General features: G+C 61.2%; 23 protein-coding genes and 1 pseudogene. 17 read left to right on the top strand and 7 right to left on the bottom strand.

All coding sequences use genetic code 11. From position 1 onward, the window contains the following. Window positions 1-37 precede the first annotated feature (37 nt). Entirely contained in the window at window positions 38-739 is a 702-nt protein-coding gene (locus DC522_RS18650; RefSeq protein WP_116530209.1) for a Crp/Fnr family transcriptional regulator, read from the bottom strand. Between the two features lie 183 nt (window positions 740-922). Between DC522_RS18650 and DC522_RS18645 the strand changes: the two genes are divergently transcribed. From DC522_RS18645 to DC522_RS18625, 5 genes are all read left to right on the top strand, one after another. Next, window positions 923-1,150, top strand: a complete 228-nt coding sequence (locus DC522_RS18645) for a hypothetical protein (RefSeq protein WP_116530174.1) — start codon at window positions 923-925, stop codon at window positions 1,148-1,150. A gap of 45 nt (window positions 1,151-1,195) precedes the next feature. After that, on the top strand, window positions 1,196-1,816 hold the full coding sequence (locus tag DC522_RS18640; protein WP_116530173.1) for a class I SAM-dependent methyltransferase: 621 nt from the start codon (window positions 1,196-1,198) through the stop codon (window positions 1,814-1,816). A gap of 354 nt (window positions 1,817-2,170) precedes the next feature. Beyond that, window positions 2,171-3,097, top strand: a complete 927-nt coding sequence (locus DC522_RS18635) for a FecR domain-containing protein (RefSeq protein WP_116530172.1) — start codon at window positions 2,171-2,173, stop codon at window positions 3,095-3,097. Between the two features lie 65 nt (window positions 3,098-3,162). Further along, a complete protein-coding gene (locus tag DC522_RS18630) occupies window positions 3,163-5,934 on the top strand; it encodes an EAL domain-containing protein (protein ID WP_116530171.1) in 2,772 nt (923 codons plus the stop codon). 78 nt (window positions 5,935-6,012) lie between these two features. After that, window positions 6,013-6,762 (top strand): extensin family protein, encoded by a 750-nt coding sequence (locus DC522_RS18625; RefSeq protein ID WP_205769676.1) that lies wholly within the window; start codon window positions 6,013-6,015, stop codon window positions 6,760-6,762. Between the two features lie 67 nt (window positions 6,763-6,829). On the opposite strand, the gene DC522_RS18620 is transcribed toward DC522_RS18625, so the two are convergent. Further along, complete coding sequence (locus DC522_RS18620) at window positions 6,830-7,057, bottom strand: hypothetical protein (RefSeq protein WP_116530167.1); 228 nt, start codon at window positions 7,055-7,057, stop codon at window positions 6,830-6,832. Window positions 7,058-7,583: 526 nt separating this feature from the next. On the opposite strand from DC522_RS18620, the gene DC522_RS18610 reads away from it, so the two are divergent. Beyond that, window positions 7,584-8,390 carry a DUF1194 domain-containing protein gene (locus DC522_RS18610; protein ID WP_116530169.1) on the top strand — a complete coding sequence of 269 codons (807 nt, stop codon included), beginning with the start codon at window positions 7,584-7,586 and terminating at the stop codon, window positions 8,388-8,390. A gap of 6 nt (window positions 8,391-8,396) precedes the next feature. On the opposite strand, the gene DC522_RS18605 is transcribed toward DC522_RS18610, so the two are convergent. Further along, window positions 8,397-9,566 (bottom strand): PHB depolymerase family esterase, encoded by a 1,170-nt coding sequence (locus tag DC522_RS18605; protein WP_116530168.1) that lies wholly within the window; start codon window positions 9,564-9,566, stop codon window positions 8,397-8,399. Between the two features lie 181 nt (window positions 9,567-9,747). Continuing rightward, complete coding sequence (locus DC522_RS18600) at window positions 9,748-9,975, bottom strand: hypothetical protein (protein WP_116530167.1); 228 nt, start codon at window positions 9,973-9,975, stop codon at window positions 9,748-9,750. Window positions 9,976-10,235: 260 nt separating this feature from the next. Between DC522_RS18600 and DC522_RS18595 the strand changes: the two genes are divergently transcribed. The 3 genes from DC522_RS18595 to DC522_RS18585 are packed head-to-tail and all read left to right on the top strand — an operon-like array spanning window position 10,236 to window position 11,286. Then, window positions 10,236-10,472, top strand: a complete 237-nt coding sequence (locus DC522_RS18595; RefSeq protein WP_133239308.1) for a hypothetical protein — start codon at window positions 10,236-10,238, stop codon at window positions 10,470-10,472. A 2-nt stretch (window positions 10,473-10,474) separates the two neighbouring features. Next, window positions 10,475-10,777 carry a hypothetical protein gene (locus DC522_RS18590; protein ID WP_116530165.1) on the top strand — a complete coding sequence of 101 codons (303 nt, stop codon included), beginning with the start codon at window positions 10,475-10,477 and terminating at the stop codon, window positions 10,775-10,777. A gap of 5 nt (window positions 10,778-10,782) precedes the next feature. Next, window positions 10,783-11,286 carry a phage holin family protein gene (locus DC522_RS18585; protein WP_133239307.1) on the top strand — a complete coding sequence of 168 codons (504 nt, stop codon included), beginning with the start codon at window positions 10,783-10,785 and terminating at the stop codon, window positions 11,284-11,286. 62 nt (window positions 11,287-11,348) lie between these two features. Here DC522_RS18585 and DC522_RS18580 read toward each other — a convergent pair whose 3' ends face one another. From DC522_RS18580 to DC522_RS18570, 3 genes are read right to left on the bottom strand one after another with little or no spacing between them, the layout of a single operon-like run. Continuing rightward, window positions 11,349-13,202 (bottom strand): DEAD/DEAH box helicase, encoded by a 1,854-nt coding sequence (locus tag DC522_RS18580; protein ID WP_116530163.1) that lies wholly within the window; start codon window positions 13,200-13,202, stop codon window positions 11,349-11,351. 52 nt (window positions 13,203-13,254) lie between these two features. Next, on the bottom strand, window positions 13,255-13,635 hold the full coding sequence (locus DC522_RS18575; RefSeq protein ID WP_245444294.1) for a hypothetical protein: 381 nt from the start codon (window positions 13,633-13,635) through the stop codon (window positions 13,255-13,257). Window positions 13,636-13,656: 21 nt separating this feature from the next. Continuing rightward, window positions 13,657-14,436 carry an IclR family transcriptional regulator gene (locus tag DC522_RS18570; RefSeq protein WP_116530161.1) on the bottom strand — a complete coding sequence of 260 codons (780 nt, stop codon included), beginning with the start codon at window positions 14,434-14,436 and terminating at the stop codon, window positions 13,657-13,659. A gap of 177 nt (window positions 14,437-14,613) precedes the next feature. Here DC522_RS18570 and DC522_RS18565 point away from each other — a divergent pair, with 177 nt between their 5' ends. The 8 genes and pseudogenes from DC522_RS18565 to DC522_RS18530 all read left to right on the top strand — a co-directional run. Then, complete coding sequence (locus DC522_RS18565) at window positions 14,614-15,795, top strand: ABC transporter substrate-binding protein (RefSeq protein ID WP_116530160.1); 1,182 nt, start codon at window positions 14,614-14,616, stop codon at window positions 15,793-15,795. Between the two features lie 92 nt (window positions 15,796-15,887). Then, a complete protein-coding gene (locus tag DC522_RS18560) occupies window positions 15,888-16,751 on the top strand; it encodes a branched-chain amino acid ABC transporter permease (protein WP_116530207.1) in 864 nt (287 codons plus the stop codon). A 10-nt stretch (window positions 16,752-16,761) separates the two neighbouring features. After that, the gene (locus DC522_RS18555) at window positions 16,762-17,754 is read left to right on the top strand and encodes a branched-chain amino acid ABC transporter permease (protein WP_245444303.1); all 993 of its coding nucleotides are present in this window, start codon (window positions 16,762-16,764) and stop codon (window positions 17,752-17,754) included. Beyond that, window positions 17,751-18,515, top strand: a complete 765-nt coding sequence (locus DC522_RS18550) for an ABC transporter ATP-binding protein (protein WP_116530158.1) — start codon at window positions 17,751-17,753, stop codon at window positions 18,513-18,515. The genes DC522_RS18555 and DC522_RS18550 overlap by 4 nt, the downstream gene beginning before the upstream one ends. Then, window positions 18,496-19,212 carry an ABC transporter ATP-binding protein gene (locus DC522_RS18545; RefSeq protein ID WP_116530157.1) on the top strand — a complete coding sequence of 239 codons (717 nt, stop codon included), beginning with the start codon at window positions 18,496-18,498 and terminating at the stop codon, window positions 19,210-19,212. Before DC522_RS18550 ends, DC522_RS18545 begins: the two co-directional genes overlap by 20 nt. Before the next feature lie 8 nt (window positions 19,213-19,220). Beyond that, on the top strand, window positions 19,221-20,015 hold the full coding sequence (gene pcaD, locus DC522_RS18540; protein WP_116530156.1) for a 3-oxoadipate enol-lactonase: 795 nt from the start codon (window positions 19,221-19,223) through the stop codon (window positions 20,013-20,015). 31 nt (window positions 20,016-20,046) lie between these two features. Continuing rightward, complete coding sequence (pcaC, locus tag DC522_RS18535) at window positions 20,047-20,400, top strand: 4-carboxymuconolactone decarboxylase (RefSeq protein ID WP_371679954.1); 354 nt, start codon at window positions 20,047-20,049, stop codon at window positions 20,398-20,400. A gap of 36 nt (window positions 20,401-20,436) precedes the next feature. Further along, window positions 20,437-20,551, top strand: a pseudogene (locus tag DC522_RS18530) (protocatechuate 3,4-dioxygenase subunit beta); the annotation flags it as partial.

Raw genomic sequence — 20,551 nt, 5'->3', positions numbered from 1 at the left:
CTTTGAATGAGGAAGGCGTTCCGTTCTGTGATGCGGATCACACGGGATCACGCGTCGCCATGCTCCCGTCGTTCCCATGCGAACGATGCAGATAGGATGGATGGAGCACGCGAATGCGGTTACGGCTCAATTCCACCCAGCCGCGACGGCGCCAATCCTGAAGCTGCCGGTTCACGCTTTCGCGGCTTGCACCGACGAAGATGGCGAGTTCCTCCTGGCTCACATGCAGCTCGCAGCCGTAATCTTCGCTGAGCGCAACGAGACGATGGGCAAGCCGGGTTCCCAGCGGCAGCAGCGCACGTTCCTCCATTTGCGCGCTCATCCAGCGAATGCGCTCGCACAGGAGTTCGATGATCCGGATCGCGACGGAGGGGCGTTTTTCGAGAAGGTCGAAGAAGTCGCGCCGAAGGACCGTATAGAGCTCCGTCGGCTCCACCGCCACGGCATCGGCGGTTCGTGGACGGCCGTCAAGAAGGGCAACCTCACCGAAAACGTCGCCTGGACCGAGGAGATTGAGCGTCAGACGCTTACCGGAGGAACTCCCCGTCGCAATGCGGATTTGCCCGCGACGCACGGCATAGAGCGCATCGCCCGGATCCCCTTTGAGAAAAAGCGTCTCTCCTGGATCGAGGTGCCGCGACACGCACAACACTGCGATGGCCTCAATGGCGTCGTCCCCCAGGCCTGCGAAGAAGGGATTGGCCTTGAGCAGAAGCGCCAGGTTGTGCGGTCCAGCCATGAAGAGGCCTTTCGTCAAGGATGACGGGGCATCGACTGCAATGTGATCAAGGTCACAGAAGAGAGACCCCGAGCCGCGCATCATCAACCGTAGCGATGACGGCCAGGAGTGCCTTGCCTTCATCGTCATGGATCGAACCTCGATCTGGTCCAGTCTAGCATCAAAAGTGCTGGGAGGCATGCCATGATGCAGAACACTGCTTCACCGAACAGTTCAATGATCGCGCAGTCAGGTTGGATTGCGCGAGCCATCATTGAGAGCGCCACCAAGTCCATCCGCTATTTCGTTACGCTGATGAACGAGGCCGCTGCCCATGAGCGGGATCGCCGGCAGCTCGACGAGCGCATGCTGCAGGACATCGGGCTCGAGCCCTTCGACCTCTATTACGGCTGGCGCGGCTCAGGGCATTAGTGCTCGCAACCGTTTCCAGACGCACCCTCTCACGGAAGAACGAAAATGAGCCTGTATTCTCGCTATATCGGACCAAAGATCGTCAGCTGCCTCTGCGCGATGGATGACATAACGGCGGAGCGGGAGCGGGTTGTTCCTCTCGCAGGCGGTGTGGTCCTCGAAATCGGCATGGGGCCTGGTCTGAACCTGCCGTTCTACGATCCCCTCAAGGTGAGGAAGGTCATCGGAGTCGATCCCAACGATGCCTTCCTTCACCTCGGTGAGGCGCGGCATCGCAACAGCCCGGTTCCTCTGGAGATCGTCCGTGCTCCAGCCGAGGCGCTACCCTTGAGGGATGCATCCATCGATACGGCCGTGATCACCTACACGCTGTGTTCGGTCGACGATCCCGTGCAGGCGCTCAAGGAGATCCGGCGCGTTCTCAAGCCCGAGGGCAGGGTGCTCTTCCTTGAGCATGGGCTGTCGCCGGAAGCGGATGTGGCGCGCTGGCAGCATCGGCTCAATCCGATCTGGCGATCCCTCGCAGTTGGCTGCAATCTCACGAGGCCAGTAGTGGAACTGCTCCAGCAAGCCGGTTTTTCCATCCAGGATATGGAGGAGTATTATCTGGGTGGAGCTCCGCGCGTGATCGGCTTTCACTGCCGCGGCATCGCTCAGGCCAGCTGACTCTGCGGATCCTCCATCCCGTCGTTTCTCTCCATTCCAGCGCCGACCCGTTCACCGATGTCGCTGAACCGGTCGGTTCTTATTTTGCTCCGGCGCTGAAATCTGGCGAACCAGACGTGGTGCAGCGGCATGCACAGCGTATTGGGTAGGCTTCCTGTAATTCAATCTTATCCTCTTACTTACCTTGGGGCATGTAGGTATCGTAGCGGCGCGATTTGCGTGAGCGAGGACGCATTCCGAAGCGCTCGCAGCCTGCGGAATTCACAATCGACAGGAAAGGGAATATGTTATAGTGTTTTAAATGGGGTCTGAGATATTGCCTTCATCCTGCCAATAACGATTGCCGCACCTGCCATGATGCTGATCCCGCTGCGCCGCCTGTTCATGTTTCCCCTTCTTCTGCTCTTGAGTGCGGCTCCCGCCCTGGCAGGAGATTGGGTGATTGTTAAAGTCTCGGGTGAGGCTTGGATCTCCAACCCGAATGCACCGGTTGCCAGAGCGACGGCTGGAATGACCGTGCCGGATGGGGCGACTTTCTCGACGAGCCACAATGCCCGCGCTCAACTGGAGCGAGGAGCTGAGAGCATTCTGGTCAGCCCCAATACGGTGATCTCACCGCAATCCTACACGTTCTTCGGCACGAGCACGACGATCCAGCAGCAGGTGGGACGGATCGAACTTGAAGTTGAGAAACGCAACGTCAGGCATTTCTCGGTGAAAACCCCGCTTCTGGCAGCTGTCGTGAAAGGAACGCACTTCACGGTGTCCGTGTCCAGGGTCGGCGCGGACGTGCAGGTTGCGCGTGGATTGGTGGAGGTTTCCGATCTGAAGACCGGCGCATCGGCAGAAATCGGCCCCGGTCAGAAAGCCATCGTCGGTGGGCCGGAAGGACGCGGTCTTCGAGTGACTGGTGCAAGCGATACTCTGGATGTCCGGAAAGGGCACCCCCAGAGCTCTGATGACGAGGATGCCGGAACGAAGGGGCAGTCAGGCAGCAAAGCCGGAACAGGCAAGACATCGAGCAACTCTGGCGGCACAGGCACCGGAAGCAGTGGCGGTGGCAAAGGCGGCTCCGGGTCTACCGGTTCGGGCAGCAATGCCGGCGGCAACGGGAACGGTGGTGGCAAAGGTGCAGATAAGGGCAGCTCCAACAACGGTGGTAACAACGGCAATGGCGGTGGCGCTGGTGGAGGCAACGGCAATGGCAGTAGCAATGCCGGCGGTAACGGCGAAGGCAACGGTCGGGGAGGCGGTTCCTCCGAGGGCAGCGGAAAACGTTAAGGCACTCCACAGCGCGTCAGGTTGCTGACGTCCGCGGCTTATCCTCTTTCCCTTGTGAGGGACTCGTGTTCCGATACGCGATCGTCATCAGTCTCATCGCTCTCTTTGCGGGCTTGCTTCACAACGAAGGCGCACTCAAGCCGCTGAAGGATAGGCTGACAGAACTCCGCTTTGCTGCCGCTTCCCGGGATCCAACCGGCGGGATCGTGCTGGTGGAGATCGACGCCAAGAGCATTGCCGAGATCGGTGAATGGCCTTGGCCCAGGCGCATTCATGCCGATCTGATCAAGTCCATCGATCGCTTCGAGCCTTCCGAAATTGCACTCGACATCGATTTCAGCGCGCGGTCGAACGAGGCGGATGACAGCGCTCTCGAAGCCGCTTTGCGAGCTGCGAAAAGCTCGGTCATCCTCGCCACGTTCAACCAGCCTGCGTCGTCGGACATCCAGGATCGCCGCACCATCGCCAGCCAGCCGCTCGCCCGCTTTCGGGATCATGCTTGGCTTGCAAGCGTCAATATAGAGCCGGATTCCGACGGGCACGTTCGGCGCTATCCCTATGGCGCCTTGATCGACGGGAAGCTTCTGCCGTCGCTTGCCACGCTCTACGGAGGCGTTTCCCCGAGCACTGAGTCGTTCATCATCGACTTCAGCATTTCGGCAAGTGAGATTGATCGCATCTCGGTCATCGATCTTCTGCAAGGGCGTGTCGAGGCTCAGCGCCTGAGAGGTAAGAAAGTCATCGTCGGCGCCGGCGCAATCGAGCTGCGCGACGTCTTCCAGGTGCCTCATTATGGTCTGATCTCCGGTTCTCTCCTCCAGGCCGTCAGTGCGGAGGCCATCGTGCAGGGACGGGCGCTTGACGAAGCGGCGCAAGAAATCTCAATTATCGGCTTGATCGTGCTGGCGGTTCTGGTTTGGGCGGCAAGGTGCTCCAAATGGCACCACGTTGTCCTCGCGCTGATTGGCTGTGCCGTTCTGGTGGAAATCTGCGCCTGGGCCCTGCAGGTTCTGCACACGATTGTGCTCGATACCTCAGCTTGGCACGTTGCTGTTCTAGGCTTCATGGCTCTTACGGTCGGACGGGAGATCGACCTGCGTCGTATTCTCCTCGTTCTGTCAGACACAGAGCGTCATAACCTGAAGATTGTGCTCGATCAGGTCGTCTCAGATAATTTCGACGGCATCATCGTGGTCGATGACGAAGGAACCATCCAATCGATCAGCCGCGCCGCAGCACAGATTCTCAAGCCGGGGGCCCGCCGCAACTGGATCGGGCTTCCCGTCAAGGAACTGGCACCGGTTGAAATGCTGATGGCGATGAGAAACGCTATTTCCGACTGTGCTCAGGGCGAATGGCGCGGAGCTGCGCCGCGTGAGCTATGCATGCAGGGTGACGGTGCTGACGAGCGGGTGCTCGAATATGTCGTCACCCCCTCACGTCTCCAGGAGAACGTGGACACGAGCCGTGGCAGACCTGCGGATCGTTTCGTCGTTTGTCTGAGCTTCAGGGATGTCACCGAACGAAGGCGTGCCGAGCAGCGTCTGGCCTATCTTGCTCACTATGACACGCTGACCGGGCTGCCCAACCGCAACCACTTCACGGAGCGCCTGCGCGAGGTATTGAAAGCGAGTACTGCGGGAGCGCCCTCTGGGGCTGTTCTCTATTTCGATCTCGACCGCTTCAAGACCGTCAACGATACCTTCGGCCATGGGACCGGGGACCTCCTGCTGCAGGCCGTTGGTCGTCGCGGATTGGAGCTCGTTCCGTCTCCGCATCTCTTCGCGCGGCTCGGCGGAGATGAGTTCGCCGTGCTCTGGCGTGAGCCGATTGGGAAGGAGGATCTCCAAATCCTCGCGTGGCGCCTGATCGAACAAATTGGCGATCCTTACGAAATCAACGGCAATCGTCTGACGATTGGCGTCAGCGTCGGCATTGCAATGATCGATGAGACGGCAAGCGAGCCCGATCTCATCATGAAACAGGCGGATGCGGCGCTCTACAGGGCAAAGAAGGCTGGACGCGGGCTGCATTGCTTCTACGAATCTTCGATTGAAGCGGAGCTGCGGGTCAGGCAAAAGCTGGAGATGGAGCTTTGGGATGCCCTGGCGCGGCAGGAATTCCAGGTGGTCTATCAGCCGCAATTCGACCTCGGCAGCCGAACGCTCGTTGGTGTGGAGGCGCTTCTGCGCTGGCCTCATCCGGAGCGTGGAATGGTGCCACCTGACGAGTTTATTCCCGTTGCCGAGGAGGTCGGCATGATGGAAATCCTTGGCGAGTGGGTTCTGCACGAGGCATGCCGCGAGGTCGTTCGCTGGCCGCAGCCCATCAAGCTTTCGGTTAATGTATCGCCAGTTCAATTCACACGCGGCAATCTCGTCGCATCTGTCACGAAGGTGCTGGCTGATACGGGCTTGCCAGCAGATCGGCTGATGCTTGAGCTTACCGAGTCGCTCTTCATTCAGGAGAGCGGTGCGGTCCGCAGGGCCATCGATGAGCTGAAGTCTTCCGGCGTTGGCTTTGCTCTCGATGATTTCGGAACAGGCTACTCCGCCCTCAGCTATCTGCGGAAGTTCCCTATCGACGCCATCAAGATCGATCGTTCATTCGTCTTCGGCGTTCCGAACGATGTGGAAGCGATGGCAATCGTGCAGGCCATTGTTGCCCTCGGTCGGAGCCTTGGAATTCGCTTGATCGCCGAGGGGCTGGAAACACCGGATCAGATCCGCGTGCTCCAGGAACTCGGATGCCAGGAAGGCCAGGGTTATTGTCTAGGTCGCCCCCAGCCGCTCCAGGTCATCATGGGGCTCCTCAATCAAGGCCCTGGACCTTTTTGAATACAAGTCTCGATTGGTTCGGCCGCACCGACAGTCCTGAGGGCTCGCTCCCTGCATGGTCTGCCCTAAATCCATGGTGTGCAGGATGAACTTTTTCCGACGCGTCGGCGTACGAGACTTCTCCCGACCATTCTGGGCCGGCTCGCCCTCACTGCTGCACTTGGGCTTGCGATCCTGGCGGGACTGGTCTGGGGCAGAGTCATCGTCGTTCCGAGCCATCTTGATCCCTTCGCGCCCCTGCAGGTGGCGGATGAGGTGAACTGGCTGACCCGGATAAAGCTCTCGCGTCTCGAGAGGAACGGGCCGCAATGCCTTCGAGTGTTGGCGGAGTCGGATGTTTCCTACAGACCCGCTTCGGATCGTACGGACAGGGATGGCTGCGGCTTGTCCAATGCCGTCGAGGTGACGGAGGCTTCGCGCGCCTTGAGCCGGAGCTTTACGGCTTCATGTTCTCTGGCAGTGGCCTGGGCGCTCTTTGACCGCCACGTCGTCGGACCGGCGGCTCGCAGGCATCTCGGACAGGATGTGGTGCGCGTCGTCCGCTTCGGCACTTACGCCTGTCGCAACATCAACCACCGCACTGAAGGCCGGCGCAGCGAACATGCGACCGCCAATGCTATTGATCTCGCCGGCTTCGTGCTGGCCGATGGACAGCAGATCACGGTGAGAAGCGACTGGACGGGAAGAGATCCCCGCCGCGCGGCTTTTCTGCGGGACATCCGGGATGGCGCCTGCGGGCTCTTCGACGTCGTGCTCAGCCCCGATTACAACGGGGCCCATCGTGATCACTTCCATTTCGACATGGGCACGTATCGCGCCTGCCGATGAGAGGAGCTTCGTCGCCCTTCGCGTCGTACGGAAAAGGAAACCCGGTTTTCCCGCGTCAGACGCTGCTTCAGTTGACGGCGTAGGAGGGAGTGTCGCCCATCAGCGCGGCCTTGGCGGCCAGGAGCAGCGCCTCGCCGAGCTCGCGCGCATGCTCGGGCGTCATCGCCACCGGCAGCTGCCGGCGCACGCCGCGCTCGTACTCCTCCAGCGTGGTGGCCATCTCGATCACCATCATCGCATCGCGGCCATCGAGCGTGCCAACCGAGAAGCTGGTGAGCGCGCCAATCAGGTCCATGTCAGGTTTCATTGTTCTGCCCCTACGGTGTTGTTGACCAGAACCTACCGAACTTCCCACGCCCTGTCTGCTCTCCGGCCAGAGAGTGGATTGTGTTACATCGCTGATATTGCAGGAAAATCGCCAGCCAGGCTCAGGCCCTGCGCAATTGTGAAATCACGAAGTAGAGCTGTTTCCGTTGGCCTGGAATCAGCCCTCTTGTTTGCCGGGCCGCATTTTTTGATGGTGAACCGGAGCCGCTTCACCGAAAAAGGCTCCAGCGCGAATGCCATCATAGTAGCAGTGTTCTCTTCGTGGAGGCCTCGATGGCAGCTTGCCGGGCCCCATGCTCCCATTGCCCTTTAAAGGACAAGTTCGTCCCTGAGGCTCTGCCTGAGCATCCGTTCGGCAGGTGACTTCTCCGGCTCATTGAGAAGAGGTTCAGCTTTTTATGCGCGGCTCAGCGTATCAAAGTCCAGCTTGGTGCGTTGAGAAAGAGGTAACTTGGGCGTTGGTCAACTGACCGAGGGCAGAGACGGAGGTCGTCATGCTTCGTCGTTTCTGGTGTACTCTCGCGTGCCTTATTCTCGCGGGCGGCTTTCTCGGAGGAGCGCCAGCCTCCGCTGAGCCTCCGCTCGATTTGGCTCTCGTCATCGCTGTTGACGTGTCCTCCTCGATGGAAGCGGAGGAACAAGGCCTGCAGCGCACAGGCTTCGTGGAGGCCTTTCGATCCTCGGCTGTTCATGAGGCCATCCAGAACGGCGTAGCAGGCCGGATCGCCGTAACCTATGTCGAGTGGTCTGGGGCCAAGGATCAGGTGGTGCTCGTTCCCTGGACAGTCATCGATGGTCCGGAGAAAGCGAATGCCTTCTCCAACCATCTCGCCAGCAAGCCGATACGCCAAGCAGGCATGACGTCGATCTCCGGGGTGATCGACTTCAGCCGCAATCTGTTCACGGATCTCGGCAGAATCTCGGCGCGCCGAGTCATCGATATCTCGGGGGATGGTCCCAACAATGATGGGCGCAAGGTTGAACTCGCGCGGGATGAGGCGATCGCGGAAAGCATCACGATCAATGGCTTGCCGATCATGTTCGGGCGAGCCTCGAACAGCCCCGAGATGGACGGGCTGGACGTGTATTATCGGGAATGCGTCATCGGCGGCGTCGGATCCTTCGTGATCCCTCTGCACGACTCGGAGCAATTCGCCATGGTCATTCGCACCAAGATCATGCGCGAGATCGCCGGGCGTGAGGATCGGCCTCCACAAGTCCTTCCGGCTCAGTCGCGTATGAATTGCGTGACTGGCGAGAAGAAAAGCGAAGACGATCTCAGCGTCAAGAAAGGCCCGTGAGTGCCTTCAGCGCATGAGGCCGGCAGCCCTCAACGCTCTTGTAATGATAGCGCCGACATCCGGGATGGAGACAGGCGCTTGCTTCCTGCGCTCCTGCGAAGCGGTGGTTGATGGCGAAGTCTTTTCGATTGAAGTAGGTCTCGGCGTGGTGCTTGCAGACTTCTTCGATGCACCGCGCCCGGTGAGGCCCCAAAACCGCGCGATGTGATAGCTCGATGAGATCCCGGCTTCGAGCAGGAACGGGCCTGCAACGCCGTAATTGTTCTCGCCATCGCCCGTGGCGAGCGGCGTGCCATGGGCCATGCCGGTGATGACGTATTCCTCGACCACTTCCTCGCCGACATCGTTCGTCCAGACGCGACGCGGATAACCATCCACGGTTTCGTTCCTGCTGGAAGCCGCCGACAAGCCATGGACATTCGTCCATTGCTTGATGATCTCGCCTGCATTGAGGGGCTTCACGGTGGCATCGGCGCTGCCATGCCAGACGGACACCTTGGGCCAGGGCCCGCGATGCGGAGAGGCCTGGCGTACCAGATCGCCCCATTCCTCGGCCGGGCGTGTCTGCCCTTGAAACATGCACTCGAACGCTTCCGAGACGCTCGTGGCGCATCGATAGGGAAGGCCGGCGATGATGGCCCCGCCGGCGAAAACCTCTGGGTAAGCGGCCAGCATGGTCGCCGTCATGGCGCCGCCGGCCGACAGTCCGGTTACGTAAATGCGGTCACGATCAACGCCGTGATCGCGAACGGCGCGCTCCACCATCTGGCGGATCGAGGCGGCTTCGCCGCTGTCGCGTTCGATGTCCCCGGCTTGGAACCAGTTGAAGCAGCGTTTCGGGTTATTTGCATCCTGCTGCTCGGGGAAGAGCACGACAAAGCCGTAACGCTCGGCCAGAACCGACCATCCGGAGCCGTAATCATAGCCCGCAGCGCTCTGTGTGCAGCCGTGGAGAACCACGACGAGGGCGGGGGAGGCGCCGATCTCCGGCGGCGCATAGGTGAACATGCGCAGATTGCCGGGGTTAGGGCCGAAATTTTGCGTTTCCGTCAGGCGGCTCGGAGCCGTCGAGGAAGGCTCCAGCGAGGCTGCGCTCTCGGCCGAGGCCTTCATCAATCCTTCCCATTGCCTCCGGTAGCGAGCCAATTGGTGGATCATGCTTCCTAGGCGCTGCATCAGGCTTATCCTTCAGGACTGCTGAATGTCAGATAACGCTTTAAAGAAGCTCTCGTTGCAATGCAAAAAAATATTTTGCGGTGCAGCAAAATATTCCGATGAGCGTAGGATTGTTGCCGCAAAACCATGCCGTAACGTCATCTAACATCTCGCAGCGGAGCTTCAAGGAGAAGCTGCTGCTTCAGTTGACGGCGTAGGAGGGAGTGTCGCCCATCAGCGCGGCCTTGGCGGCCAGGAGCAGCGCCTCGCCGAGCTCGCGCGCATGCTCGGGCGTCATCGCCACCGGCAGCTGCCGGCGCACGCCGCGCTCGTACTCCTCCAGCGTGGTGGCCATCTCGATCACCATCATCGCATCGCGGCCATCGAGCGTGCCAACCGAGAAGCTGGTGAGCGCGCCAATCAGGTCCATGTCAGGTTTCATTGTTCTGCCCCTACGGTGTTGTTGACCAGAACCTACCGAACTTCCCACGCCTTGTCTGCTCTCCGGCCAGAGAGTGGATTGTGTTACATCGCTGATATCGCAGGAAAATTGTTCTCCAAAGTGCAGAGCGACCTGCAGCTTGGCCATACTTGATGAAGATCAAGGCTGCTTGTGTTGGAGCCGGGTACAAGGGCTTCAAGTTGCTCATTGGGCCTGCCGTTCGTCTGCTTTTGAGAGGGAACAGAACCATGCCGGATCTCGTAAAACTCGCCGAGGACCTCAAGCGCACCCGTGATGAGATCCGGCTGAAGATCCATCTCGGCTCGAGAGAGGTGCAGGACGAGTGGTCCGAACTCGAGCAGCGTTGGAGTTCCTTCGAGAGCAGGGCTGAGCTTGACAAGAGCACCAGGGATGTGGGCGATGCCTTGAAGATCCTCGCCTCCGAGCTGAAAGACGCCTATACGCGCATTCGGCGGGCGCTCTGATCATGGCGCGCGCTTCTCATATTCATCATGAGCTTGCCTCTCTGCACGCGGACCTGAACAAGCCGTCACGTGCCGCCGCCAAGGCGAAATCGCATGCCGCGAAGCATGAGAGGACAACCAATGCAGCCGAAGAAGCCAATGCATCCTTCGCTGCCGATCTCGAAGAGCAGCTGAAGGAATTGAGCAAGGCGTTGTCCGAGTATTCCGGCAACGTTGAAGATTTCATCGCCGAGCATCCGCTGGCGTCCGTGCTGGGCGCTTTCGTCTTAGGCGTGGCGATCGGGCAGATGGTGGGAAGGGCCTGAAAATCATGATGGACAGCATCGTTCGCAATCTTCGCGTCCTCTGGCGCGCCGAGTCGATCATTGCCGACATCCGCTTCCGCCAGATGATGACCCGTTCCTCCTTGAGGGGAGCGGCGGTTCTTCTCGGGCTTTTCGCGTTTTTCATGGGAAATTTGGCAGTGTTCTTCGCGCTCGATCAGGCGTGGGGTTCCATCTGGGCCGCCGCCGTCATCGCCCTCGGTAACGTCCTCGTCGCCATCATCCTGCTGGTGGTCGCAGAAAAGTCGAGGCCGGGGCGGGAGATGGAGCTGGCGCTCGAAGTGCGCAACTCGGCGATCCAGGCTCTGGAGGCCGATGCAGAAGCCATTCAGGAGCAGCTCACGGAGCTGCGCGATGAAGTGCGCGGCATGAAGCAAGCCGTCCTCGGCTTCGTGCGGCAGCCGATCGACGCCGTTCTGCCGTCGATGCTCGTGCCGCTGGCGGGGGCTGTGATCAAGAACCTTAAAAAGCCTGCCGCAAACGAGTCCTGAAGGCGGCGGCATCGGTAAAAGCATCAGGCCGGAGTGCTTCTCGCTCCGGCCTGATTGGATTCTCAGCGGCGTTTGTCGGACGAACGCTTCTTGTCCTGTTTCTTGTCCTTTGGGGGCTTGTGAGGTTTCGTGTCCTTGTGCGCACGAGGCGGTTTGGATTCATGGACGCGCTTGCCTTCTCGCGGGCCCTTACGCTCGGAAAATTCGCCTCTCTCCTTCGGACCCTTGTGCTTGGGCGCATCCCAGGTCTTTCCATGCGGCGCGTCGGCGGGCTCGATGCGGATGTCCTCGTCATTGGCCTTGCGCACAGCGGCGGCGAATTTCGGCGCATGTGACTTCGCGATCTGGAATTTCGACTCCCTGTCGAAGATCTTGATCGACCCGATCTCCTTCTTGGTCACATGACCGAGACGGCAGATAATGGGCAGAAGCCAACGGGGATCGGCATTGTTGCGGCGCCCCACGCTCATGCGGAACCACACCATGTCTTCCGACGCGCCGTAAGCGCCATCTTCTGAAGCGCCGCGGCCCCATTCCCTGCCGCCGCGCGCGCGCTCTTCCTGGCGTTCGCGCTTGTCCTTGCGCTGACGCGATCCACGATCTTCGCCGGGATCGAAAACCTCTTCAGGTGCGGGCAGGCGTGAACGATGGAAGCGCGCCAGGGCATTGGCGATTTCCTCGGCCGACTTCTCGGCGAGCAGAACGCGAGCCATGGCAAGATCTTCTTCCGTCGTCTCCTCGGAGAACATGGGATCCTGCATCAGGCGCTCGCGGTCGAGCGTGCGGATGTCGTCAGCCGAAGGAGGGCCGGCCCAAGCCACGTCGATGCCGGCCATGTCGATCAGGCGCTCCGCCTTGCGGCGCCGCGTATAGGGCACGAGCATCACGCATACGCCCTTGCGACCGGCGCGGCCAGTGCGGCCGCTGCGGTGCAGGAGCGTTTCGTGATCGTTCGGCAAGTCGACGTGAATGACCAGACCGAGATCGGGCAGGTCGATGCCGCGAGCGGCAACGTCGGTCGCAACGCACACGCGGGCGCGTCCATCGCGCAGGGCCTGAAGAGCATGGCTGCGTTCGCTCTGGCTGAGTTCACCCGACAGAGCAACCGCTGCGAAACCGCGCTCGACGAGGCTCGCATGCAAGTGGCGCACGGCTTCACGGGTATGGCAGAACACCATCGCGCCGCGGCTTTCATAGAAGCGCAGCACATTCACGGTGGCGAGCTCTGTCTCGTTCGGCGCGCAGCGGATGGCGCGATATTCGATGTCGCCGTGCGGCTCATTCTCGACCAGTGTGTCGATGCGGTGCGCATCGCGCTGATAGCGGCGCGCCAGCGTCACGATGTTCTTCGGCAAGGTGGCGGAGAAGAGCAACGTGCGGCGCTCCTCGGGCGTGGCGTCGAGGATGAACTCGAGGTCCTCGCGGAAGCCGAGATCGAGCATCTCATCCGCTTCGTCGAGCACCACGACTTTCATCCTCGATGTATCGAGGCGTCCACGCTCCAGGTGGTCGCGCAGGCGGCCCGGCGTGCCGACGACGATGTGGCAGCCGTCTTCCAGGGCCCGCTGCTCGCGGCGCACATCCATGCCGCCGACGCACGACGCAACACGTGCGCCGGCCGGGCCATAGAGCCAGATCAGCTCGCGATTGACCTGAAGTGCCAGCTCACGGGTCGGCGCGATGATCAGCGCCAGCGGCTCGCGCGGAGCCCCGAAGCGCTCCGCATCGCCGAGCAGGGTCGAGGCCATGGCCAAGCCGTAGGCCACCGTCTTGCCGGAGCCGGTCTGGGCTGACACGAGAAGATCGCGGTCGAGAGCATCCTGCTCAAGAACGGCGGCCTGGACGGGAGTGGGGTCGTTATAACCTCGATCGGTGAGGGCGCGTTCGAGGCTGGGATTGGTCTTGGGAAAAGGCATGGGAATGGGGCTGAACCGGTTCGAGAGAGCTCAAAGGCTCCGATAAATGTGATCAGCCGGAGGTGGCGCCGTCGTCTATTTCGTCGATGGACACCAGGAAAACGACATCGATGTTGATGCCGTCAGAGTCTTCGTCGTCTTCGACCTCGTCCTCATCCTCTTCGTCCAGAACCTCATAAAACGCATCGATTTCGTCCTCGGATGCGGGTCTGGTTGTCAAGGCAGCTGAGCCGTCCCAAAGGAAGCGGCCCTCGCTCTTAAACGACTTCAGGTCATCTTTAAAGCTCTCGCTCAAAAAGAGTTCCTCGGCCTGCTCCTGATCGGCATTGGTCACGGCAACCGCCTTGCCGGCAATCTCCAGGGTAACCATGGCATGTCCTTCATCGCGCAAGCTGGTCTCTTTGCCTAACGCGCATCTGGGCGTTTCGATCAATTCGGCTGAGTTTCAAGAAGCCTACAGCGTGTAGTGCAGGGCCTCGCTGGCGGATCGCAGGGACGGCAGGAAACGCTCCTCCATCTCGGAGGCCGGCACGCGCGCGGCCTGAGCGCTGATGTTGAGGGCAATGGTGACCTGGCCGTTCTCCTGGACCAGCGGCACGGCAATGGAGCGGAGGCCGAATTCCAGCTCCTCGTCGACGAAGGCATAGCCTTGCTGTCGGGCCGTCTCCAGGATGGCGCGGAATTCGTTCTTGTCCGTGATGGTTTTCGGGGTTCGAGGCTCCAGGCGCACCCGGTTGAGATAGGCCTCGATGGTTTCAGGGGGCTGGTTGGCCAGGATCGCCCGCCCGAGCGACGTGCAATAGGCGGGCAGGCGGCTACCCACGCCTAAGCCGATGGACATGATGCGGCGGGTGGCCGAGCGGGCGATGTAGACGATATCGTCGCCATCCAGAATGGCCGCGGAGCTCGACTCGCCCGTCTCCTCCGAGATCCGCTCCAGGAAGGGCTGCAGACGTGTGGAAAGCGCCGTGGAGGAGAGATAGGCATAGCCAAGCCTGAGAATGCGCGGGCTCAAGGAGAAGTACCGCCCGTCGAAATCCGCATAGTTGAGCCGGGTAAGGGTGCGAAGATAGCGGCGGGCAGCCGCGCGGGTAATGCCCGTGATCTTGGCCACATCCGACAGAGTCAGGCGGGGACGGCTGGCATCGAAGGCTTCGATCACCAGCAGTCCTTTCTCGAGGCTCGCGACGAAATCGCGGTCCTCGCTGCTCTGGCTGTCGATCTCCTGAGCCATGCTGCTCTCCAAAGAGGGGTGTTCGACTCATGTGGACTTGACACCGTGCCCCTGAATCGTCCTTGATGTTCGGTATGGTAATCAATGTTCGCAATGCGCACAAGCTGATAACGCCATAGAACCAGGGGACCGCGATCCACCAAAAGAGATCCGCGGCTTGGAGGGAAGGAAACGAGGATGACAGCAGGGAAGAAAATTCTGGGTGCGGCCATCGGCGCATTGCTGATGAGCTCCGTCTCCGCATACGCCGAGACCATCAAGGTCGGCATCATCGGCCCGTTCTCGGGTCCATTCGCTCTACAGGGCAAGAACTTCCAGGCGGGTGTCGAAGCCTACATGGCCCTGAACGGAAAATCCGTGAAAGGCCATGATGTCGAAGTCATCTATCGCGACCTTCCGGCTGCAAACCCTGCGCAATCCCGCGCCCTGGCGCAGGAACTGGTGGTGAAGGAGAAGGTGCAGTATCTCGGCGGCGTCTACTTCACGCCCGACGCCATGGCGATCACGCCCTTGCTCGCACAGGCCAACACGCCACTCGTCATCTTCAATGCGGCGACCTCTGCCATCATGACCACTTCACCGCTCGTGGTCCGCACGTCGTTCACGACCGCCCAGACCACGACTCCTCTCGGCAAGGTGGCTGTCGATGAAGGGGTCAAGAAGGCGATTACCGTGGTCAGCGATTACGGCCCGGGCGTCGATGCGGAAAATGCCTTCAAGAAGGCTTTCGAGGCAGCCGGCGGCCAAGTGATCGAGGCCATCCGGATGCCGATGAACACCGCCGATTTCAGCCCGATCATGCAGCGCGTGCGTGACTCCGGAGCCGCCGGTGTGTTCGCCTTCCTGCCATCCGGCCCGCCCACCCTCGGCTTCGTGAAGGCGTTCAACGAGACGGGCCTGAAGAAGGCAGGCATCAAATTCTACGCGCCGGGGGACCTCACCCAGGAATCCGACCTGCCGGCGCTCGGCGAAGCGGCTGAAGGCTTGAAGACCAGCTTCCATTATGCAGTGGCCCATGACAGCCCGGAGAACAAGAAGTTCGTCGAGGCGGCCACCAAGGCCATCGGCTCGGCGGAGCAACTCTCCTTCCCGTCGGTCGGTGCTTATGATGGCATGCACGTCATCTACAAGATGATCGAAGCCACCGACGGCAAGCAGGACGCCAAGAAGGCGGTCGATGCCGTGAAGGGCCTGTCCTGGACCAGCCCGCGCGGGCCGGTGCGCATCGAGCCCGAGACGCGCCACATCACGCAGAACATCTATCTGCGCGAGGTCGCGAAGGGCGCCGACGGAAAGTACTTCAACAAGGAAATCCAGACCTTCCCGGACCAGAAGGATCCCGGCCTCGCCACGCAGTAAGGCGATGAAACGTTGAGATGGACGCAACCGCTTGAGATTTGTGTCCATCACGTCCCCTTCAGACCATGGCGCGCACGAGCGGAACAAGACAGATGCAGACGATCTTAAGCATTGCGACCGACGCCGTGGCCTTTGGCATGGTGTTGTTCATCATCTGCATCGGCCTGTCGCTCACGATGGGCCTGATGCGGGTCGTCAATCTCGCTCACGGCGCGTTCGCGATGATCGCAGGCTATATCGCATCCTACGCCGCGCGGGATCTCGGGCTTGGCTATGCGGTTGCGATCTTTCTCGCGATCATCGGCACCATCATCATCTCCATTCCGCTGGAGCGTTTTCTCTATCGGCGCATCTATGGCAGTCCTGAGCTGACCCAGGTGCTGATGACGATCGGCATCACCTTCTGCGTGATCGGCATCACCAATTATTTCTTCGGCCCGACCCTGAAGACCATTCCTCTGCCTCAAGCCTTGAGCCAGCCGGTGGACGTGGGCTTTCGCACGATTGCCGCGCATCGTCTCTTCGTGATCGCCTGCGGCGCGGTCGTGGCCGGTGGCCTGTGGTATCTCATCGAACGCACGAGCTTCGGCATCAGGCTGCGGGCAACGGTTGATAATGCCGCCATGAGCGATGCGCTCGGCGTCCGCACCCAAGTCGTTTATGCCGTGAGCTTTGCCATCGCCATCGGCCTTGCCGCACTGGGTGGCGTGGTCGGCGCGGAGTTTCTGCCCATCGAGCCTTATTATGCGCTGCGCTACATGGTGATGTTCCTCGTCGTTGTGTCAGTCGGCGGGGCAGGCTCCATCCTCGGCGCCGTCATTGCGTGTCTCGTGCTGGGACTGGTCGATACGACAGGGCGTTATCTCATGCCTGAATTCGGCAATTTCTTCTTCTATGCGGCGGTCATTCTCATCGTCTGCCTGTTCCCGCGCGGCTTCCTGGGAAGGGCTCAGTAACATGCAGCTCATGGCTCAGGCAGGAACGGTATCGGCGGCTCCCAAGGCGAAGAGCCCGTGGTGGCACGACGTGATTGGGATCGTGTCGATCGTGGCTTTCGGAGCGGCGGCCTACTGGCTGTTCCCCGACAATCTCGCGCTGCTCACCCGGATCATCGCGGTTGCGCTTCTGGTGCTGTCGATCGATCTGATCGTCGGCTATTGCGGTGTGGCCACCCTCGGACAGGCAGCCTTGTTCGGCGCTGGCGCTTATGCGGCGGGCATTGCCTGCGTGAACGGTGTCACGGAGCCGATGACGCTGCTTGCCATTGGCGCGGTAGCAGGCGCGGCGGCCGGGCTTGTCATGGGTGCGATCATGCTCCGAGCCCACGGGCTCGCGCAGCTCGTTCTCTCCATCGCCATCGTGCAGCTCTTCCATGAGGCCGCGAACAAGGCCTCCGCATATACGGGCGGCAGCGATGGATTGGCGGGGCTGATGGTGAGCCCGCTCTTCGGAACGTTCGAATTCGATTTGTGGGGCAAGACGGCCTATATCATGGGCCTCGCCCTTCTGCTCAGCGTCTTCATCGCGCTGAAATTCATCGTGGCGTCGCCTTTCGGCATGCTGTGCCGCGGCATCAAGCAGGATCCGGTGCGCATCCGTGCCATGGGGGCCTTCGTGTTCCCGGTGCTCTTGAAGATGTTCGTGATCTCGGGGGCGGTGGCTGGCCTGGGCGGGGCTCTTGCTGCCATCTCCACGCAGGTCGTCGGCCTCGACAGCGTCAGCTTCGAGCTTTCGGCCAATGCGCTCGTCATGCTGGTTCTCGGTGGCCTTGGCACACTCTATGGCGCGCTGATCGGAACCGCGATCTTCATGGGCTTCGAGCATGTGGTCTCCGCCATCAACCCGTTCCATTGGATGACGATGGTGGGTGCGCTGCTGATCGCTGTCGTGCTGGCTGCTCCCGGAGGCTTGAGCAGCCTGGTCGAGAAGTTCTCCGGATCGAGGGGAGGGAAGGCATGAGCGATCTCTTCCGCGTCGAGAACCTGTCGAAATCCTTCGGCGGCCTCGCAGTGAGCCGTAACATCTCCCTGTCGATGCCGGCGGGCGAGCGTCTGGCTCTCATCGGTCCGAACGGTGCCGGCAAGACCACGTTCGTCAACCTGGTCACAGGCCAGCTCAAGCCCAGCGCCGGACGCGTCATCCTCAACGGGGAAGACGTGACGCAAATCGGCGCTGTGCAGCGTGTGCGAAAGGGACTGGTGCGGACCTTCCAGGTCACGCGACTCTTCTCGGAGCTGACGCCCGAGGAACATGTCACACTCACCATATTGCAGCGGGAAGGAAGGGCCTCGCGGATCCTGAGCCGTTTCCGTGGCAATTCCACTGTCGCGGATGAGGTGCATGATATTCTGGGCACCCTCGGCCTGCTCGAGGTCGCGCGCCGGAAAGTGGGCGAGACCGCCTATGGCCAGCAGCGCCTTCTGGAAATCGCCATTGCGCTCGCCCTCAGGCCGAAGGTGCTCCTGCTCGACGAGCCTGCAGCCGGCGTCCCCTCCGTCGACACGCCGCGCATCGAACAGGCGCTGGAGCGCCTTCCGCCGAGCCTCGCCGTACTCATGATCGAGCACGACATGGATCTGGTTTTCCGCTTCGCCAAGCGCGTGGTGGTGCTGGCGGCCGGCGAGATCATCTTCGAAGGATTGCCGTCGGAGGTCGCTGCCGATCCGAAGGTGCGCGAAGCTTACTTGGGGAACTATGCCAATGCCCGCAGCGTCGCTTGACGTCAAAAACCTGAGCGCGGGCTATGGCCCGACGATCGTGCTGGAGGACGTGTCTTTCTCCGTGCCGCCCGGCGCGCGCCTGTCGATCCTCGGCCGCAACGGCATGGGGAAGACCACATTGCTCTCGACGCTCATGGGCATGAACCGCCGCTATGGCGGAGAGATCCTGGTCGGTGGCAAGGACCTGTCGTCCTTGAAAAGCTCCGAACGCGCCCGGTTGGGCATCGGTCTCGTGCCGCAGACGCGCGACATCTTCCGCTCGCTGACGGTGGAGGAAAACCTGATCGTCGGCATCAAGGATCGCCCGCGCAGCGTCATCCAGGAAGCCTACGACATGTTCCCGCGCCTCCATGAGCGCCGGAACAATCTCGGCTGGCAATTGTCCGGCGGCGAGCAGCAGATGCTCTCGACCGCCCGCACGATCCTGGGGCGTCCCTCCGTGCTTCTTCTCGACGAACCGCTCGAAGGCTTGGCGCCGGTGATCTGCGAGGAGCTGATGGCGGCCTTCACGCGTCTCGCCTCCAGCGGCGAGATGACGATCCTGCTCGTGGAGCAGCGCCTGGAGAGCGCGCTCGATTTTGCCGAGTCCGTGCTGATCCTGGAGCGAGGCCGCATCGTCTGGCAGGGCACGAGCGAGGCGCTGCGGGCCGATCATGGCCTGGTCGAACACTATATCGGCGTCGGCTCGCTGCATTGAGGTGGGGCATGGCATTCACTCGCGCAAACGGCATCGTTCTTCACTATCAGGTCATCGGAAGGCCTGACGGGCCCGCGCTCGTCTTCAACAACTCGCTCGGCAGCGATTTTCGCATCTGGCAGGAGGTCGCGCCTGCTTTCACCGATCGTTTCCGCGTCGTTCTCTATGACAAGCGCGGGCACGGCCTCTCCGACGCGCCGCCTGCTCCCTATACGATGGATGATCACACGGACGATCTCTTCGCGCTGCTCGATCACCTGAAGATCGATAGCGCAGCCCTGGTCGGCCTCTCCGTCGGAGGCATGGTTGCACAGCGCGCCGCCGTGCGTTCGCCTCAGCGGGTGAAGGCGCTGGTGCTCTGCTGTACTGCAGCGAAGATCGGCACGTCGGAACTGTGGAGCGAGAGGATTGCAGCCGTCGAGATTGGCGGCATTGAGCCCATCGTCGAGAACGTTCTGCAACGCTGGTTCACATCCGACTTCCGCGAAAGGCGCGAGGACGAGGTGGCGGGCTGGCGCAACATGCTGGTTCGCATGCCTGCCCACGGCTATGCCGGAACCTGCGCGGCCATCCGCGACGCTGATCTGACGCCCGATGCACGCCGGATCGAGGTTCCAACCCTCTGTGTCGCGGGCGATCAGGATGGCTCCACGCCAGCCGACGTGGTGCGCAACACCGCAAGCCTCATTCCCGGCGCACGCTTCGCACTGGTCGACGGGTGTGGGCACATTCCCTGTGTCGAGAAGCCGGATGTTCTGACCCGGTTGATCCAACAGCATCTTCAGGAGGCAGGCCTTGTCTGACGATTCTCACAGCGAACGCTACAAGGCGGGCATGGCGGTCCGCCGCCAGGTTCTCGGCGATGCGCATGTGGACCGCGCCAGCGCTCAGATGACCGAGTTTGACGCGGACTTTCAAACCTTCATCACTGAGGGCGCCTGGGGCTCGGTGTGGGCGCGGCCCCATTTCACCAAGCGCGAGCGCTCCATCGTCACCATCGCGCTGCTGGCGGCGCTGGGGCATGACGAGGAGGTCGCCATGCATGTGCGCGCCACACGCAACACCGGCGCGACCAAGGACGATATTCGTGAAGCTCTCTTGCATGTGGCGGTCTATGCAGGCGTCCCCGCCGCCAATCACGCCTTCAAGATCGTGAAGAGAGCTTATGAGGAAATGGAAAAAGCCTAAAGCACAACAATAACGGCTTCTGCAGGGAGAGCAGTCATGTCGGACGACGGACCATTCTATCAACGGGACAGGAACTGGCACCCGCCGGCTTTCACGCCGCAATACAAGACCTCCATCCTGCGCTCCCCACGATATCCGCTGCTCTCGCTCG

Origin of the sequence: Microvirga sp. KLBC 81 (assembly GCF_003075415.1) — a bacterium.
GTDB lineage: Bacteria > Pseudomonadota > Alphaproteobacteria > Rhizobiales > Beijerinckiaceae > Microvirga.
The sequence above is the reverse complement of the archived record's forward strand: the minus strand, read 5'-3'. Positions and strand labels throughout refer to the sequence as shown.

What these genes read in the sequence shown, in the direction of transcription:
- pcaC (WP_371679954.1), top strand. Translation starts at nt 20,047, where the DNA reads ATGGCGGTCCGCCGCCAGGTTCTCGGCGATGCGCATGTGGACCGCGCC.
- DC522_RS18595 (WP_133239308.1), top strand. Translation starts at nt 10,236, where the DNA reads ATGCCGGATCTCGTAAAACTCGCCGAGGACCTCAAGCGCACCCGTGAT.
- DC522_RS18580 (WP_116530163.1), bottom strand. Translation starts at nt 13,202, where the DNA reads ATGCCTTTTCCCAAGACCAATCCCAGCCTCGAACGCGCCCTCACCGAT.
- DC522_RS18650 (WP_116530209.1), bottom strand. Translation starts at nt 739, where the DNA reads ATGGCTGGACCGCACAACCTGGCGCTTCTGCTCAAGGCCAATCCCTTC.
- DC522_RS18635 (WP_116530172.1), top strand. Translation starts at nt 2,171, where the DNA reads ATGATGCTGATCCCGCTGCGCCGCCTGTTCATGTTTCCCCTTCTTCTG.
- DC522_RS18590 (WP_116530165.1), top strand. Translation starts at nt 10,475, where the DNA reads ATGGCGCGCGCTTCTCATATTCATCATGAGCTTGCCTCTCTGCACGCG.
- DC522_RS18560 (WP_116530207.1), top strand. Translation starts at nt 15,888, where the DNA reads ATGCAGACGATCTTAAGCATTGCGACCGACGCCGTGGCCTTTGGCATG.
- DC522_RS18565 (WP_116530160.1), top strand. Translation starts at nt 14,614, where the DNA reads ATGACAGCAGGGAAGAAAATTCTGGGTGCGGCCATCGGCGCATTGCTG.
- DC522_RS18605 (WP_116530168.1), bottom strand. Translation starts at nt 9,566, where the DNA reads ATGCAGCGCCTAGGAAGCATGATCCACCAATTGGCTCGCTACCGGAGG.
- pcaD (WP_116530156.1), top strand. Translation starts at nt 19,221, where the DNA reads ATGGCATTCACTCGCGCAAACGGCATCGTTCTTCACTATCAGGTCATC.
- DC522_RS18545 (WP_116530157.1), top strand. Translation starts at nt 18,496, where the DNA reads ATGCCCGCAGCGTCGCTTGACGTCAAAAACCTGAGCGCGGGCTATGGC.
- DC522_RS18570 (WP_116530161.1), bottom strand. Translation starts at nt 14,436, where the DNA reads ATGGCTCAGGAGATCGACAGCCAGAGCAGCGAGGACCGCGATTTCGTC.
- DC522_RS18610 (WP_116530169.1), top strand. Translation starts at nt 7,584, where the DNA reads ATGCTTCGTCGTTTCTGGTGTACTCTCGCGTGCCTTATTCTCGCGGGC.
- DC522_RS18585 (WP_133239307.1), top strand. Translation starts at nt 10,783, where the DNA reads ATGATGGACAGCATCGTTCGCAATCTTCGCGTCCTCTGGCGCGCCGAG.
- DC522_RS18555 (WP_245444303.1), top strand. Translation starts at nt 16,762, where the DNA reads ATGGCTCAGGCAGGAACGGTATCGGCGGCTCCCAAGGCGAAGAGCCCG.
- DC522_RS18600 (WP_116530167.1), bottom strand. Translation starts at nt 9,975, where the DNA reads ATGGACCTGATTGGCGCGCTCACCAGCTTCTCGGTTGGCACGCTCGAT.
- DC522_RS18550 (WP_116530158.1), top strand. Translation starts at nt 17,751, where the DNA reads ATGAGCGATCTCTTCCGCGTCGAGAACCTGTCGAAATCCTTCGGCGGC.
- DC522_RS18640 (WP_116530173.1), top strand. Translation starts at nt 1,196, where the DNA reads ATGAGCCTGTATTCTCGCTATATCGGACCAAAGATCGTCAGCTGCCTC.
- DC522_RS18645 (WP_116530174.1), top strand. Translation starts at nt 923, where the DNA reads ATGATGCAGAACACTGCTTCACCGAACAGTTCAATGATCGCGCAGTCA.
- DC522_RS18620 (WP_116530167.1), bottom strand. Translation starts at nt 7,057, where the DNA reads ATGGACCTGATTGGCGCGCTCACCAGCTTCTCGGTTGGCACGCTCGAT.